Source organism: Pseudonocardia parietis (assembly GCF_017876315.1).
GTDB lineage: Bacteria > Actinomycetota > Actinomycetes > Mycobacteriales > Pseudonocardiaceae > Pseudonocardia > Pseudonocardia parietis.
Genome location: NZ_JAGINU010000001.1, coordinates 3,504,704 through 3,519,597 on the forward strand (window position 1 = coordinate 3,504,704; position 14,894 = coordinate 3,519,597).

The following is a 14,894-nucleotide window of genomic DNA, read 5'->3' on the forward strand; positions in this document are numbered from 1 at the left end:
GTACCACCGGCGGAGAAGGAGAGGACCGACCCGATGTCGGAGGACACGATCAGCAGCGCAGCAGTGGTCCCGGCGTACCGCGCCACGATGATGTTCCACCCCAGCCACCACGTCCCGGACCTGAACGAGGCCGAGGAGTGGTTCCGCCGGGTGTTCGGACGGGACAGCATCCCGCTGTCGATCCTGTCCAAGAACCGGACGGACGGGAAGAAGGGGCCGGACTACTCGACGTTCACCCCGATCAGCGACGTCCTGTTCGACACGATCGACCCGAAGAAGTACGTCATCCTCGGCGAGCAGCGCTACGCGGCGGTCGAGACTCCGCACCTGAAGGCGCTCGGCTGGTACGTCGAGGGGATGACCGAGCTCTTCGGGGAGCTCAAGCGCCGTGGCATCAAGGTCATGAGCCAGCTCGACGAGCTCGCGGACGGCGACGAGCCGCCGCACGCCGCGGGCGCGCCGATGCCGCTGTTCTTCACCTACCCCGAGGACGCGGGGATCCGCTACGAGTTCATGCCGCCGCCCCCGGGCCCCTCGCCGCTGGACCCGCGGACCACGCCGGGCTGGACCCGGCCGCCGGTGTCCGAGGACGACCCGCTCGGCATCGTCTGCTGCTCGCACCACACGGTCCTCACCGACCGGCCCGAGCGCGTCATGCAGCTGACCGTCGACGTGCTCGGCGGCACCGTCATCGGCGAGGGACGGGACGAGGTGCGCGGCACGACCTGCACCTGGGTGCGGCTGGCGGACTCCGTCTTCGAGTACGCGGTGCCGGACGAGGGCACCGCGGCCCACGCCGACCGGGCGGCCCGCGCCCCGCACGACACGTACCACGCACTCACCTTCCGGGTCGCGGACCTGGCGAAGGTCGAGCGGCACCTCGAGGCCCAGGGCGTCCGGATCGCGCTGCGCTCCGCGGACACGATCGTCGTGGACCCCGCGACCGCGCTCGGTGTCCCGTGGGGCTTCACGACCGCCGTTCTCCCCGGCGACGACCGCGTCTGACGGCGTCCCCCGATCCGAGGCAGGAACATGGAAAAGTACGGCTTCGAGGGACGCGTCGCGGTGGTCACCGGCGCCGGTCGCGGGCTCGGGCGGGCGCACGCGCGGCTGCTGGCCGCGCGCGGTGCCGCCGTGGTGGTCAACGACCTCGGTGGCAACACCCGCGGTGAGGGCCACGACGACGGGCCCGCGCAGGCGGTCGTCGACGAGATCACCGAGGCGGGCGGCACCGCGGTCGCGAACGCCGCCGACGTCTCCACCCCCGAGGGTGGACGGGCGATCGTCGAGCAGGCCGTGGAGCGGTTCGGCCGGATCGACATCGTGGTCAACAACGCGGGCAACGTCCACTTCGCGGGCATCGCGGACGCGGACGCCGACATCCTGGACAGCCACTACGCGGTCCACGTCCGGGGTTCCTTCAACACCGTGCACGCGGCCTGGCCGCACATGGTGGCGCAGAACTACGGCCGGATCGTGCTGACGACCTCGCACGGGATCTTCGGGGCACCGGACAACCTCAGCTACGCGATGGCGAAAGCGGGCACGATCGGGCTGGCCCGGGCGATCAAGGTCAACGCCGGCGACCAGGACATCAGGATCAACCTGATCGCCCCGGCGGCGGTGACGCGGCTGGCGGGCAAGGACCCGGACGGGCAGGCGCCGCCCGCGCCCGCCGACATGGAGCCGGACCTGGTCTCCCCGGTGGTGGCCTACCTGGCGCACGAGAGCTGCCCGGTGTCGGGCGAGGTCTACGCGGCCGGGGCGGGGCGGTGCGCGCGGGTCTTCATCGCCGAGACCGAGGGATACGTGCACCCGTCCATCACCGACCTGACCGTCGAGGACGTCGCCGAGAACTGGGCTGCGATCAACGACGAGTCCGGGTACCACGTGCCTGCCGACCTCTACTCCTGGGCCGGGCGCTTCCTCGCCCACCGCGCCGCCGGCTGAGTCCCGGGGCACGCCGACTTCTCCGACGACATCCGAGGTGGACACCATGCCCGAGGTACACGCCGAGCTCACGACCGACCGTGACCCCGACGAGCTCGCGAAGATCGTGACGGACTACTACGGGATCCACACCTGGTCCGCGGGGGTGAACGCCACCGCGGCGGACGAGACCCGGCCGGGCACCCGGCTCTGCACACTGGCGAGCGGTGCCCGGGTCGCCGAGCAGCTCGTCGACTTCGGGCCGACGTTCGTCCGCTACCGGATGATCACCGACGAGACCAGCCCGATGTCGGACTACGAGGCCGAGCTCCGGGTCACCCCCGGCGCGACCGGCGGGTCCGTCCTGAGCTGGGGCGCGAGCTTCCACTGCGCCCCCTCGCTCGAGGAGCCGCTCACCGGGGGCATCCGGGCCACGTTCGAGCAGGGACTCGAGGACCTCCGGGCATCGTGACCCCTCCCGCCCTCGGGATCCTCGGGGCCGGCAGGCAGGGCTCAGCGCTCGCCGGGCTCGCCGTGTCGGCGGGCCTGGACGTCGTGCTGGGCAACTCGCGGGGCCCGCACACCCTGGCGGAACTCGTCGCGGAGCTCGGGCCCGCGGCGCGGGCGGTGACGGCGGCCGAGGTCGCCGCCACCGCCGGGATCGTCGTCGTGGCCGTGCCGCTGCACGCGCTCCCCGAGCTGCCCGCGACCGCGCTCGCCGGGCGGACCGTCGTCGACGCCACCAACTACTACCCGGGCTGGAACGGCCCGATCGCCGAGCTCGACGCCGGCGCGGTCACCTCGAGCACACTCGTGCAGCGCCGTCTCCCGGGAGCCGCGGTCGTCAAGGCGTTCAACACGATCGACTCCCGTCGGCTGCGCAGCCTGGCCCGGCCCCCGGGTGATCCGCAGCGCAGCGCGCTCCCGGTCGCGGGGGACCGGGCACCGGCCGTCGACCGCGTCGTCGGGCTGCACGATCGGCTCGGCTACGACGCCGTCGTCGTCGGCGGGCTGGACGAGAGCGGGTGCATCGAACCCGGCACCCCGGCCTTCGGCGCTCCCTACCGTGGGCCTGAGCCGTCCGATGTGGACCGAGCCACCTGGTTCGCCGAGACCCCGGGGGTCGCGGTTCCCGCGGCGACCCTGCGCGCGCTGGTCGGACGAGCCCCGCGCTGATCGTGGGGTGATCGACGGCTGTGGAGTGGGGCGCTCGCGACGCGGACGCAACACTCCCCAGCCGTCGATCACCGCCGGTCAGGCTTCCGGTGCGCCGACCCGGGGCGCCAGAGGCGGTGCCGGGGTGGTGGCGGCCCGGGCGTTCGGGCGCATGAGCAGGGCCAGCACGAGTCCGGCGACACAGCAGGCGCCGATGAACACGAAGACCGAGTTGAACGCCCCGGTCGTGGCGTAGTTAGTGCCGGGCACGACGGACAGGCTCAGCAGCAGGGTGACGATCGCGGTACCGACGCCGGTGAACGCGAGGCGGACCACGGTGAGCATCCCGGTCATCTCGCCGGTGTTCTCGGCGGGGACCTCCTCGATGATCAGGTTGGGCAGCGAGGTCGTGACGAAGGACGTGGCCATCAGGCCGATGGCGACCGCGAACGCGAAGCCGACGACCGTCGAGCTCAGTGCGGCCAGAGCGATGGCGGAGGCGATGCCGAGGACCGTGCCGATGATCAGCGGGCGGCGTGCGCCCGCCTTGGCGGCGATGCGCCCGCTGATCGGCGCCGCGGCGAAGGCGAGGATCGTGCTCCCGGCCCCGATGGCGCCCGCGACGGTGGCACTGAGCCCGAGTCCCACCGGAGCGTCGGCCGGCGAGATGTAGACCAGCGGGATGACGACGACCGCCCCGCCGAGGAGACCGGCGGAGAGCGAGACCATCGCGGCCAGGGAGAGGGCGAGCTTGCGCTGCCGGAACATCCTGATGTTGATCAGCGGGCTCTCGTGGCGCAGCTCCCACCAGACCCACGCGACCAGCGCCGCCACGCCGGCCACGGCAGCGCCGATCGTCCGCCCGTCCGCCCAGGTCCAGGTGGCCGACTTGGTTACGGCGAGCAGGACCAGCGCGATCGCCGCGGCGAACAGCACGGCGCCGCCGTAGTCGATGCGTTCGACACGGGCGACGACCGTCGACCTGGGCAGCGCGAGACAGGCGACGGCGGAGACGATGGCGATCACACCCGCGACGACGAACAGGTAGTGCCAGTCCAGGTTGTCGATGATGATGCCGCTCATCAGACCGCCGAGGGCCGCGGCCAGCATCACGGTCGCGGCGATGAGGGCGATGGCCATCGGCACCCGCTTCGGGGCCAGGTGCTCGCGGGCGAGGCCGAAGCAGAGCGGGAGGATACCGCCGGAGACGCCCTGGATGGCGCGTCCGATCACGACTCCGATGAGCGTGCCCGTCGCGATGGACACGATCGAGCCGATGACGGAGACGAGCAACAGGATGATCAGTAGCCGGCGCCGGCCGTAGATGTCACCGAGGCGCCCGCAGACCGCGGCGGAGACGGCGGCCACCAACAGGAACGCGGTGACAACCCAGCTGACGTCCGCGGCGTTCGCGTCGAACACCTCCATCAGGCGGGGGAGCGCGATCAGCATCATCGCCGACTCGATCGAGCTGACGATGTCGGCCACGATCAGAACGGTGATGATCACCCAGGTAGGGCGGACCAGGGGCGGTACGAGAGGAGCGTGTGAGGACGTCATTGTCGGTTCCGCTTCCTAGTCGGCGATGCCGGCGCTGCTCATCGGCAGCATCTGTCCGGAGTCGATCTTGAGCTGCAGGCCGGTGATGTACTTCGACTCGTCGCTGGCCAGGAACGCGACGGAGTCGCTGACCTCGGAGGCGTCCATCCACTTGATGCCCATCGGCGAGCCGGCGGCGAACACCGCCTCGGCGTCCTCGCGCGTCGGGTTCTCCAGATCGGGCCGGAAGACGCGGTACATGGGCGGGCTGTGCAGCATGTCGGTGTCGACGTTGTACGGGTGGACCGCGTTCACCCGGATCCGGCGCGGCGCCAGGTGGCCCGCCAGCTCGTGCACCAGCCGGGCGATGTGACGCTTGGAGGTCGTGTACGCGGCGCCGCCGATACCGTTCGCGGGATTGCTGGTTCCGTGGGTCATCAGGGCGGCGGTGGAACCGGTGCAGATGATCGATCCACCGTTCTCCGTCATGTGCGGCAACGCGACCTCGATCGCGTTCAGCGCCCCGATGTAGTTGGTTCCCATGGTGTCGAAGTAGGCCTGCAGCGGGGTCCCCTTACCGAAGGGTGCGATCCCCGCGTTGGCGACGACCACGTCCAGCCGCCCGAACTCGGCCACCCCGGCGTCCACCGCCTCGCGCAGCTGGGTGCGCTCGCGGACGTCCGCCTTGCGCGCGAGCACCCGGCGGTCGTACGACTCGACCAGCTTGGCCGTCTCGGCGAGGTCCGCGTCGGTGGCCAGCGGGTACTCGTTGCTCGGGATGTCCTCGCACAGGTCGACCGCGATGATGTCGGCGCCCTCGGCCGCCAGCCGGATCGCATGGCTGCGGCCCTGGCCGCGAGCCGCGCCCGTCACGAAGGCAACCTTGCCTGTCAGTCGTCCAGTCACAGTGTCTCCCGGCGAAATGGGTTGGGTCTCAGAATTGAGTGATTGGGGTTACTCTAATACCCCACAGGCGGCGTGGCGATAGTCTGTCGTGCCGCGCGATCCGGTCCGGTCGGGGCCGGTGGTGGTCCGTGTGGGCCCGCACGTGAGCGCGAACGGAGCAGCTCAGGCTCTGATAGGCGAGTACCCGGCGTCAGCACGCGCCCGGGACCTTTCTCTCTGGGGAGCGGTCGACAGCTCGGACGCAAGCCGAAGGTGAGTAACCTGATCTACGCGGCTCGCGTGGGTTAGCGGTCCAGGCCGTCGGCCAGGAGGGCGAAGGCGTCGGTCACCTCTTGACGGAGCAGCTCGGGAGAGGGGGCGTCGCCGCTGTCGAGCCAGCGGTGGAGCACCACGCGGAGGGCGGCGAGTGCGGCGGCGGCGCACAGCGCGGGGTAGATCGGCGGCGCCCCCGGATCCACCCGGGCGCTGATCGCATCGGCGAGGGCCTTCTCGTAGGTCGAGTGCATCGCCATCTGGCGGGGGGCCAGGAGCGGGCTGTCCCGGACGACGCGCAGGGCGAGGAGTCGGTCGCGACCGGCCGCGTCCCGATGCTGCATTACCCGCATGACCGCCTCGCGCAGCGCGACGAGCACCGGCTCGCCCACCGGCCGGGTGCTGACCTCGGCGATGAGGGTCTCCAGTCCCGGCACGGTGCTCGCGAGGATCGCGTCCTCCTTGCTGGGGAAGTAGTTGAAGAAGGTCCGCAGGCCCACGTCCGCCCGGGTGGCGATCTGCTCGACGGTCACGTTCTCGACACCGTGCTGCGATGCCAGCAGCAGGGCCGCCCGCTGGATGGCCCCGCGCGTGGCGACCTTCTTCCGTTCGCGCCGGCCGAGCGTGGTGTCGGTGGTCAGGTCGTCCGCCTCCTCTGCCGGCTACTTCCGGGCCGGTCCCCGCTCGCCTTCCGACGGGCGGCGTCGCGGACCATCGTGGCACGCCGTGCAAAAATGCACGAGATGCGTCTTGACGCTCCCGTCGGCGGCGCGGTTCAGTGAAAGAGTGACCTCAGAGCCGAGTACCACCCCCGCCCCGACGCGGCCACCGCAGCGTTCTGGGTTTGATCCGATCACTCAACTCACCGCCGCCCGGAACACCGTGGGCGTCGTGCCGATCCAGATGGGGTTCGGTCCCAAGGCGTGGCTGATCACCCGGTACGTGGACATCAAGCGGGTGCTGAGCGACGCCGAGTCGTTCATCAGCGGGTGGTCCCCCGAGGATCTGGAGGACTCGCGTGCCGATCCCCGCAACGCGCTCGGTGAGCGGACCGGGAACCTGCTCGTCATGGACCCCCCGGACCACACGCGGCTGCGACGGCTGCTGACCGGCGAGTTCACGATGCGCCGGATGCGCAGGCTGGAGCCGCGGATCGTCGCGATCGTGGACGAGCACCTCGACGCCATGGAGCGGAAGGGTCCGCCCGCCGATCTCGTCGCCGACTTCGCGCTGCCGATCCCGTCGCTGGTGATCTGCGAGCTGCTCGGCGTCCCGCTCGAGGACCAGGGCGGGTTCCAGGAGCGCACCCGCAAGCAGATGGAGGCCGGCATCTCCGAGGCGGAGCAGGTCGCCCTCGCCAAGGAGTCGCTGGAGTACATGCGCACCCTCGTGGACCGCAAGCTCCGCGACCCCGGGGACGACATCCTGGGGATGCTGGTCCGCGACCACGGGGACGACGTGACCCGCGACGAGATGGTCGGGATCGCCGGGCTGCTGCTGCTGGCCGGGCACGAGACGACGTCGAACATGCTGGGCCTCGGCACGCTGGCCCTGTTGCGCCACCCCGAGCAGCTCGCCATCGTCCGGGACGATCCGGACGCCGCCCCGGACGCGGTGGAGGAGCTGCTGCGCTGGCTGAGCGTGGTCAACGGCGGGGGCCCGCGGATGGCGACCCGGGACGTGGAGATCTCCGGCCAGCTGATCCGGAGCGGGGAGCTGATCGCCTTCAACCTGCCCACCGCGAACCGGGACCCGGCGCTGCTCGAGGACGCCGAGCGTTTGGACGTGACCCGCAAGGCCACCACGCACGTCGGCTTCGGGCACGGTGTGCACCACTGCCTCGGTGCCCCGCTCGCCCGGATGGAGATGCGCATCGCCTTCCCGGCGGTGCTCCGGCGCTTCCCCGATCTCGCCCTTGCCTGCGAGTTCGAGGACGTTCCCTTCGCCGTGAGCAAGACGATCTACGGCCTGGAGGCCCTGCCGGTGAAGTGGACCGAGCGGGACGGGTGACCGCCCGGCCCCTCACCGCCCGCGATCGGCCGCCGTGGCGGGGTCGCGCCAGTAGAGGGCGAGCTGCCCGGCTCCGCTTGCGAGCCCGAGGACGGTGGTGAGGGCGGCGGCCCGGCCGGGGGAGAGGTGACGGTGGAGCCCGAGCCGGTGGTCGACGCTGAGTCTGCCGGGGCCGAGAGCGGCGAGCGCGACGGCGGCGGTGCCGAGGTTGGCGACGTACTCCCAGCCCTCGGCGGTGATGAAGAAGCCGTTGCGGGCGTGGACGGAGCGGGCGGCGACGGTCAGCGTGCCGACGGTGGCGGCGGCGGCGAGCGGGGTGGCCGCACCGGCGAGCAGCAGCGCGCCGGCGGTGGTCTCGACGGCGGCGCTGGCGCGGGCCTGCAGAGCCGGGCGGCGGAAGCCGATGCTGGAGAACCAGCCGGCGGTGCCGTCGAGGGTGCGGGCGTGCTTGATGCCGTGGGCGATCATGGTGGTGCCGAGCGCGCCGCGCAGCAGCAGCCTCGCCACCTCGCCGCCGGTGCCGGTCCGCCTGGGTCGTCGGGCCACGTCCGCTCCTCTCGTCCGGCGATCACCAGCGGTGATCGACGTGAACAGTATCCTGATTCGCCCACGCTAGCAGTGCGCCAGCACTCGTGGGACCTACGAGCTGCCGGTCGCCCGAGAGCCCTGGCCGCGACGGGAACGAACGATCGCGGACAGTTCCTCGACGGTGAGCGCCGGCGTGGTCCGGTGGATCATCCGGTGGCAGTTCGAACAGATCAGGGCGAGATCGTCGATGTGGGTCTGGGTCGGTCCGATCCCATGCAGCGACGGTCGGTGATGGCACTCGATGTAGCCCGTCCCGTGCTCGCCGTAGACCACCGAGAAGTCGACGTCGCACACCTCGCACGCGACCGGACGACCCAGCTCCCGTGCCTGCGCGATCTTGCGTGAGCGCAGGGCCGCCTTGCGCTCACGCCGCAGGTGCCTGCGCAGCAGGGCGCTGCCCACGCCCGCTCCGCCCTCGAGCATGTCGAGGTCGCGCAGGGCGTGGATACCGTCTCCCCATTCACGGAGGGCCGTCCTGATCGCCGCGACCTCCTCGCGCATCCGTCCGGGGCGGCTCCGGAACGCCTCGACGACCTCGACGTCCAGCCGGTTCCCGGCGCTCCGAGGGTGGCCCGGAAGGCACGAGACCAGGTCACGCGTCCGGCCCGCGACGCCGGCCGGGCTCCGGAAGCCGGCCGCGCGCCCGTCCAGGGGGTGGATCGCCGTCGACTGGAGCAGTGCGGAGAGCTCGACGACCTCGGGGCTCTCCTGCGGGACGGCGCGCCAGCCGTTCGCCTCGACGAGCCCGCACACCAGGACGATCTCGTCCCGGCTCCAGGCCGGGTTCCGGTGGAGCCGGACGGTGAAGCCGAGGCGCCGCAGGCGCTCTGCGACCGCCTTCTCACTTGCCTCGGGTTCCACGGTGCGCCGTGGGCCCGTCCGGTCGATGCGGTGCGCGTGGGCAGCGATGGCCCCGGAGTCGTACAGCCTGCCGTCCAGCTCGACGAAGTAGCTCCTCGCGGGGCCGGAGCCCGAGCGCTCGAGGAACCGGTCGCGGCCGTGCGCGTCGAACTCCGCGACCGCGGCGAGCACCGCGGCTTCGGTCAGATCCTCGAGGGGCACCGCCGGAGGATACTGCGACCGGAGCGCGATCGTGGACGCCAACTGACACTGGCATCAGTGTTAGTGTGAAGCTCCCCCGACGACGAGGACGCGCACCATGACATCCGCACCCGTGCACCCGTTCCGGATCTCCGTGGCCCAGTCCGATGTGGATGACCTGCGGCGGAGGCTGGAATCCGCCCGGTGGCCCGAGGAGATCGACCGGACCCGCCCCGAGGACGGGATCACCGTCGAGGCGATGCGGGAGCTGGTGGACCGGTGGCGCGACGGTTTCGACTGGCGGGCCCACGAGGCCGACCTGAACCGCTTCCCGCAGGTCACCACCGAGGTCGACGGCCAGCTCCTGCACGCGGTGCACCGGCGCTCACCGCGCCCGGACGCCGAGCCGCTCGTCCTCCTGCACGGCTGGCCCAGCACGGTGGCGGAGTTCCGCCACATCGTCGACGAGCTCGCCGAGCCCGCCGATCCGTCCGCGCCGGCCTTCCACGTCGTCGCGCCGTCGCTACCGGGATTCGGGTTCTCGGGCCCGTTGCGTGAGCGGGGATGGGGTGCCCACCGGATGGCGGACGCCATCGCGCAGCTGATGCGCCGGCTCGGCCACGGCCGCTACCTCGCCCACGGCGGCGACGCCGGCTACCAGGTCGCGGCCGCGCTGGCCCGGGTCGATGGCGACCAGGTCGGCGGGATCCACCTGAACCTCGGCGGGGTGGGGCTGGCAGGCCTGCACCGCGACGAGCCCCCGGCGGACGACGCCGAGGCGCGCGCCCTGGCCCTGTACACCGACTACGTCCGGGACAAGTCGGCCTACGCGCTGCTCAACGCCACGCGCCCGCAGACCGTCTCCTACGGACTCGCGGACTCGCCGATCGGGCAGCTCGCGTGGATCGCCGAGAAGTTCTCCGACTGGGCCGACCCGGCGCACCCGGTGGCGGTCGACGACGTCCTGACCACCACCTCGATCTTCTGGTACACCGGGACGGCCGCCTCGTCCGCGCGCTTCTACCAGGAGGAGTACACGGCGAACCGCGCACCGGGCACCGGTCCCGCGACCCGGCGCGGGTTCGTGGACGTGCCGACCGCGGTGTCGTCGTTCCCGTCCGAGATCGTGCCGCCGATCCGGCGCTGGGCCGAGGAGCGCTACCGGATCGTGCGCTGGTCCGAGCTCCCCGCCGGCGGGCACTTCTCCGCGCTGGAGCGTCCGGACCTGCTCGTCGGAGCGTTGCAGGGGTTCGCCGCACAGCTTCGCGCCATGGCCTGACCACCGGCCGCGGCGCCTCGAATAGCTGACATTGACGCCATCGTCACTTATTAGCATGACACGGGCACGGCCTGCAGCCTCCTCTTCCGTCATGGACCAAATAGAGGGTACTGAATTAGTCTCATCGCCACGGGTTCGGTCGTGTGTCACGACGAGCCCCCGGCACATCGCGAGAGTCGCTCACATCAGCGCTGATAGGGGAGTTCCATGCGTCGCAGGCTGGCACTTGTCTCGGTGACCTGCGCCGTCGCGGTACTCGCGGCGTGTTCGGGAGGCGGGCAACCTCCTCCCGCCGCCTCGGTCGCCGAGGGGGACGAGCTCGTCGCGCTCGCCCAGCAGGAGGGGCAGGTCGTCTGGTACACGGGCAACCTGCAGCCCTCCATCGATGCCGTGCAGAAGGAGTTCGAGGCCACCTACGGCATCGAGGTCCAGGTTCCGGAGCGGCTGTCGAGTGCGGCGCTCGCCCAGCGAATCGACGCCGACGTGCGGGCCACGGACGTGATCGGCGCGGACGTGATCACCACGGCCGACGCGGCGCTCGTGGACAGCCTGCGGGCCGAGGACTACACGACAGCGCTGTCGCCCGAGATGTTCCCGGACCTCCCGGCGGACTTCATGCAGGGCGACGCCGGGGTGGGCTGCTCGGTCGTGGTCCCCGTCATCGGGTACAACAAGGCCGCGCTCGGCGACCTCACCGTCGACTCGTGGGACGACCTGCTGGATCCCCGGCTGTCCGGCCGGATCATGGTGAACGACCCGCGCAACTCCGGGGCCTGGGCGCAGCTGCTCGCGACCGTCCTCGCGGACCCGCGGCTCGGTGAGAGCTACCTGCACAAGCTGCGGGCGCAGGACTACCAGCCCGTCGCCAGCTCGCTGGTCGGTGCCGAGCAGCTCGGCGCGGGGCAGGGCGACGTCCTCGTCGCCGGTACCCCCGCGCAGTTCGCCCGGCCGGGGGAGGACATCGCCACCTGGTTCCCCACCGATCCCGCCCCGATCACGGTGACGCCCTGCGCCCTGACCTCGGGCAGCGCCCACCCGAACGCCGGCAAGCTCTTCCTGCAGTGGTTGATGACGCCCGAGGGACAGGCCGCGGCCAACAACCCGGACTACCTGGCCTCGCCGCTGGAGTCGGTCCCGGGCGCGACGGTGCAGCTCCCCGACGACTACGTCAAGGCGCCGCCGCCCGCCGAGGTGGAGGCGGCCCTCCCGGCGGTCCTGCAGTCGCTCGGCTTCAGCTGATCCACGCGGACCCGACCACCCGGAGAAGGGGAACGAGCCATGACCATCGACCAGAGGGACGGCGTGGCCGTGCCGGTCCGCGAGGCCGCGGCGGTGCAGGTCGACGGGCTGGTCAAGACGTTCGGCCGGGCGAACGGCACCACCGTGACGCCGATCGACGACGTCACCCTCACCATCGAGAAGGGCGAGTTCCTCGTCCTCCTCGGGCCGAGCGGGTGCGGGAAGACGACCCTGCTCCGGTGCATCGCCGGGCTCGAGACGCCCGACCGCGGATCGATCGAGCTCCTGGGGCGCAAGGTCTTCGACCGGACCGGCAGGCGGCCGGTGGTCGTGCCGCCGGAGCGCCGGGGGCTCGGGATGATCTTCCAGTCGTACGCGCTGTGGCCGCATCTCACGGTGGCACGCAACGTGGCCTACCCGCTGGAGGCGGCCAAGGTTCCCAAGGCCGAGCGGCGCGAACGCGTCGCGCGGGTGCTCGAGCTGGTGGGCGTGTCCGAGGTCGCCGGACAGCTGCCGGGACGGCTCAGTGGCGGCCAGCAGCAGCGGGTCGCGCTGGCGCGGGCGCTGGTCGCCGAGCCGAGCCTGATCCTGTTCGACGAGCCGCTGTCCAATGTCGATGCCAAGGTCCGCGAGGAGCTGCGGCTGCAGCTGCTGGAGATGCAGCGGCGGATCGGGTTCACCGCGGTCTACGTGACCCACGACCAGGTCGAGGCGATGGAGCTGGCGGACCGGATCGCCGTGCTGCGCAGCGGCCGGGTCGCCCAGCTGGCCGCCCCGGACGCCGTCTACGACCGGCCGTCCTCCCGCTACGTCGCGACGTTCATCGGCACCGCCAACGAGCTCACCGCCCAGGTGGTGGAGCGTGCCGATGACACGCTGACGGTCTCGCTGCCCGGTGTGCTCGACCGGGCCCGGGTACCCGCCCCCACGGCCGGGCGCCGGCCCGCGGTCGGGGAACAGGTGCACCTGATCTGGCGCCCGGAGCGCACGGTGGTCACCACCGACGGGCCCGCCGAACCCGGGATCGTCCTCGATGCGGAGCGCGTCCTCGGCCGCTACCTGGGCGCGTTCAGCGAGACCATCGCCGTCCTGCGGGACGGCAGCGAGGTGCGGGTCGTGACTCCCGCCCCGCTCCCGGGCGCGCGCGGCGACGGCCTGCGGTTGGCGGTGGCGGCCCGTGACCTGCGGGTGTTCGCGCAGGAGACGGGCGCATGACGGTCGGGCTCGACACCCCGCCCACCACCGTGGCGCCGGCTCCGGCGGGCGGGTCGGGGCGCCGTCTCACGGTCGTCGAGATCGTCACCGTGCTCGTCGGGGCGGTCTTCGCGGCGACCCTGCTGTACGCGCTGGCCGGGCTCGTGATCGAGATCCTCGCCGAGGGCGACGGCTCACCGCTGGCGCCGTACGCCGACGCGCTCGCCCTGCCCGGCACGGCCAAGGTCTTCGTCGACACGATCGTCGTCGTCACCGTCGCCACGCTGTGCGCGCTGGTGATCGCGGTCGGGTTCGCCTGGCTCAACGAGCGGACGAACGCGCGACTGGGTTTCGTGGCGGCGTTCCTGCCGCTGATCCCGCTGTTGGTGCCCTCGCTGGCCAGCACGATCGGGTGGGTGTTCCTCGCCGCGGACCGCGCCGGGATCCTCAACGTGATGCTGCGGGACCTGCTTCCGTTCGCGGGGCTGTCGGACACCGGCCCGCTGGACATCTACAGCATGGGGGGCATGGTGTTCCTCTACACGCTGAACATCGTCCCGTTCATCTACCTGCCGGTGTCCGCGGCGCTGTCCCGCCTCGACCCCTCCCTCGACGAGGCGTCACGGGTGGCCGGGGTCGGCCCGGCCCGCACCCTGTTCAAGGTCACCATCCCGGCCATCCGGCCGGCGATCGCGGGCGGGCTCCTGCTCGGCATCGCCGTGGGCCTCGCGACCTTCTCGATCGGCGTGATCATCGGTGCGGCCGCCCGCATCGACGTGCTGGCCGTGCGGATCTACAACCTGCTCACCCAGGGTTTCCCGCCGCAGACGGCGGAGGCGGTCGCGCTCAGCACGTTCCTGCTGTTCACGGTGCTCGTCGTGTCGACCTTCCAACGACGGGTGACGGCGCGCGGCGCCCACGCGACGATCGGTGGCAAGGGCATCGGCTCGGCCGTGGTGGACCTGGGCCCGGGCAAGTGGGTCGCCCGGGCCGCGATGATCGTGTTCGTGGCGCTGTCCTCGGTGGTGCCGCTGCTCGGCCTGTTCTACATCTCGCTGCTGGGCAGCTGGCAGCCGTCCCTGACGCTCGACGGGATCAGCCTGGACAGCTACGTCGTGGTGCTGTCGGACAACCCGATGACCAGCACCGCTCTGCGCAACAGCGTGCTGCTCGCGGTGGTGGGCGGACTGGTCACGTTGCTGGCCGCCACCCTGATCGCGATCTTCACCGCGCAGCGCCGTGGCCGGATCAGCACGCTGCTCGACGGCCTGGCGAAGGCGCCCGGCGGCCTCTCGCATCTCGTGCTCGCCATCGCGCTCCTGGTCGCCTTCACCGGACCGCCGTTCCGGTTCGGCACCAGCCTGGTCATCCTGTTCCTGGCGTTCCTCGTGTTCTTCATGCCGCAGGCCTACGTCTCGGCGAGCTCGGCCTACGCGCAGCTCTCGAGAGAGCTGGAGGAGGCCTCGCTCATCAGCGGCGCGGGACCGGTGCGCACGCTGACGCGGATCACGCTGCCGCTGATGCTCCCCGGGCTCGTCGGCGGCGCGATCATCCTGTTCGTACTGATCATGAGCGAGGTGACCGGCTCGGCGCTGCTCGCGGGCCCGGACACCCCGGTCGTCGGCTTCGTGATGCTCGACCTGTGGGCGAACGGGACGTTCTCGACCATCGCGGCCCTCGGCGTCGTCATCACGCTGATCTCGACCGCGGTGGCGATGCTGCTCCTGTGGGTCGGCCGTACCTCGCGCACCTGAGCGCGCAG

General features: G+C 71.7%; 14 protein-coding genes. 9 read left to right on the forward strand and 5 right to left on the reverse strand.

All coding sequences use genetic code 11. The features are described 5' to 3' along the window. Positions 1 to 33 precede the first annotated feature (33 nt). Genes JOF36_RS16675 through JOF36_RS16690 form a run of 4 tightly spaced genes read left to right on the forward strand, consistent with a single transcriptional unit; the run spans position 34 to position 3,105 of the window. Entirely contained in the window at positions 34 to 1,005 is a 972-nt protein-coding gene (locus JOF36_RS16675; RefSeq protein ID WP_245350873.1) for a VOC family protein, read from the forward strand. Between the two features lie 27 nt (positions 1,006 to 1,032). Then, positions 1,033 to 1,950, forward strand: a complete 918-nt coding sequence (locus JOF36_RS16680) for an SDR family NAD(P)-dependent oxidoreductase (RefSeq protein WP_210027809.1) — start codon at positions 1,033 to 1,035, stop codon at positions 1,948 to 1,950. Positions 1,951 to 1,996: 46 nt separating this feature from the next. Then, complete coding sequence (locus tag JOF36_RS16685) at positions 1,997 to 2,401, forward strand: SRPBCC family protein (RefSeq protein ID WP_210027811.1); 405 nt, start codon at positions 1,997 to 1,999, stop codon at positions 2,399 to 2,401. Further along, positions 2,398 to 3,105 carry an NADPH-dependent F420 reductase gene (locus tag JOF36_RS16690; RefSeq protein ID WP_210027813.1) on the forward strand — a complete coding sequence of 236 codons (708 nt, stop codon included), beginning with the start codon at positions 2,398 to 2,400 and terminating at the stop codon, positions 3,103 to 3,105. The genes JOF36_RS16685 and JOF36_RS16690 overlap by 4 nt, the downstream gene beginning before the upstream one ends. Before the next feature lie 78 nt (positions 3,106 to 3,183). Here JOF36_RS16690 and JOF36_RS16695 read toward each other — a convergent pair whose 3' ends face one another. The 3 genes from JOF36_RS16695 to JOF36_RS16705 all read right to left on the reverse strand — a co-directional run bounded on the left by JOF36_RS16695 (position 3,184) and on the right by JOF36_RS16705 (position 6,422). Further along, entirely contained in the window at positions 3,184 to 4,572 is a 1,389-nt protein-coding gene (locus tag JOF36_RS16695) for an MFS transporter (protein WP_307862422.1), read from the reverse strand. A gap of 87 nt (positions 4,573 to 4,659) precedes the next feature. Then, on the reverse strand, positions 4,660 to 5,496 hold the full coding sequence (locus JOF36_RS16700; protein ID WP_372447386.1) for a mycofactocin-coupled SDR family oxidoreductase: 837 nt from the start codon (positions 5,494 to 5,496) through the stop codon (positions 4,660 to 4,662). 317 nt (positions 5,497 to 5,813) lie between these two features. Continuing rightward, the gene (locus JOF36_RS16705; RefSeq protein WP_307862754.1) at positions 5,814 to 6,422 is read right to left on the reverse strand and encodes an acyl-CoA-like ligand-binding transcription factor; all 609 of its coding nucleotides are present in this window, start codon (positions 6,420 to 6,422) and stop codon (positions 5,814 to 5,816) included. 250 nt (positions 6,423 to 6,672) lie between these two features. On the opposite strand from JOF36_RS16705, the gene JOF36_RS16710 reads away from it, so the two are divergent. After that, positions 6,673 to 7,791: a cytochrome P450 gene (locus JOF36_RS16710; RefSeq protein WP_307862423.1), complete on the forward strand. Its 1,119-nt coding sequence runs from the start codon at positions 6,673 to 6,675 to the stop codon at positions 7,789 to 7,791. 12 nt (positions 7,792 to 7,803) lie between these two features. On the opposite strand, the gene JOF36_RS16715 is transcribed toward JOF36_RS16710, so the two are convergent. After that, on the reverse strand, positions 7,804 to 8,337 hold the full coding sequence (locus tag JOF36_RS16715; RefSeq protein ID WP_307862424.1) for a DoxX family protein: 534 nt from the start codon (positions 8,335 to 8,337) through the stop codon (positions 7,804 to 7,806). Between the two features lie 93 nt (positions 8,338 to 8,430). Beyond that, positions 8,431 to 9,441: an HNH endonuclease gene (locus tag JOF36_RS16720; RefSeq protein WP_210027818.1), complete on the reverse strand. Its 1,011-nt coding sequence runs from the start codon at positions 9,439 to 9,441 to the stop codon at positions 8,431 to 8,433. A gap of 97 nt (positions 9,442 to 9,538) precedes the next feature. On the opposite strand from JOF36_RS16720, the gene JOF36_RS16725 reads away from it, so the two are divergent. The 4 genes from JOF36_RS16725 to JOF36_RS16740 all read left to right on the forward strand — a co-directional run bounded on the left by JOF36_RS16725 (position 9,539) and on the right by JOF36_RS16740 (position 14,886). After that, on the forward strand, positions 9,539 to 10,699 hold the full coding sequence (locus tag JOF36_RS16725) for an epoxide hydrolase family protein (RefSeq protein WP_210027819.1): 1,161 nt from the start codon (positions 9,539 to 9,541) through the stop codon (positions 10,697 to 10,699). 207 nt (positions 10,700 to 10,906) lie between these two features. Continuing rightward, complete coding sequence (locus JOF36_RS16730; RefSeq protein WP_210027820.1) at positions 10,907 to 11,938, forward strand: ABC transporter substrate-binding protein; 1,032 nt, start codon at positions 10,907 to 10,909, stop codon at positions 11,936 to 11,938. Positions 11,939 to 11,977: 39 nt separating this feature from the next. Continuing rightward, positions 11,978 to 13,153, forward strand: a complete 1,176-nt coding sequence (locus JOF36_RS16735; protein WP_210027821.1) for an ABC transporter ATP-binding protein — start codon at positions 11,978 to 11,980, stop codon at positions 13,151 to 13,153. Beyond that, positions 13,150 to 14,886 carry an ABC transporter permease gene (locus tag JOF36_RS16740; protein ID WP_210027823.1) on the forward strand — a complete coding sequence of 579 codons (1,737 nt, stop codon included), beginning with the start codon at positions 13,150 to 13,152 and terminating at the stop codon, positions 14,884 to 14,886. The genes JOF36_RS16735 and JOF36_RS16740 overlap by 4 nt, the downstream gene beginning before the upstream one ends. Positions 14,887 to 14,894 lie beyond the last annotated feature (8 nt).

Coding starts and splice junctions, on each gene's coding strand:
- JOF36_RS16675 (WP_245350873.1), top strand. CDS start 34: ATGTCGGAGGACACGATCAGCAGCGCAGCAGTGGTCCCGGCGTACCGC.
- JOF36_RS16680 (WP_210027809.1), top strand. CDS start 1,033: ATGGAAAAGTACGGCTTCGAGGGACGCGTCGCGGTGGTCACCGGCGCC.
- JOF36_RS16685 (WP_210027811.1), top strand. CDS start 1,997: ATGCCCGAGGTACACGCCGAGCTCACGACCGACCGTGACCCCGACGAG.
- JOF36_RS16725 (WP_210027819.1), top strand. CDS start 9,539: ATGACATCCGCACCCGTGCACCCGTTCCGGATCTCCGTGGCCCAGTCC.
- JOF36_RS16730 (WP_210027820.1), top strand. CDS start 10,907: ATGCGTCGCAGGCTGGCACTTGTCTCGGTGACCTGCGCCGTCGCGGTA.
- JOF36_RS16735 (WP_210027821.1), top strand. CDS start 11,978: ATGACCATCGACCAGAGGGACGGCGTGGCCGTGCCGGTCCGCGAGGCC.
- JOF36_RS16740 (WP_210027823.1), top strand. CDS start 13,150: ATGACGGTCGGGCTCGACACCCCGCCCACCACCGTGGCGCCGGCTCCG.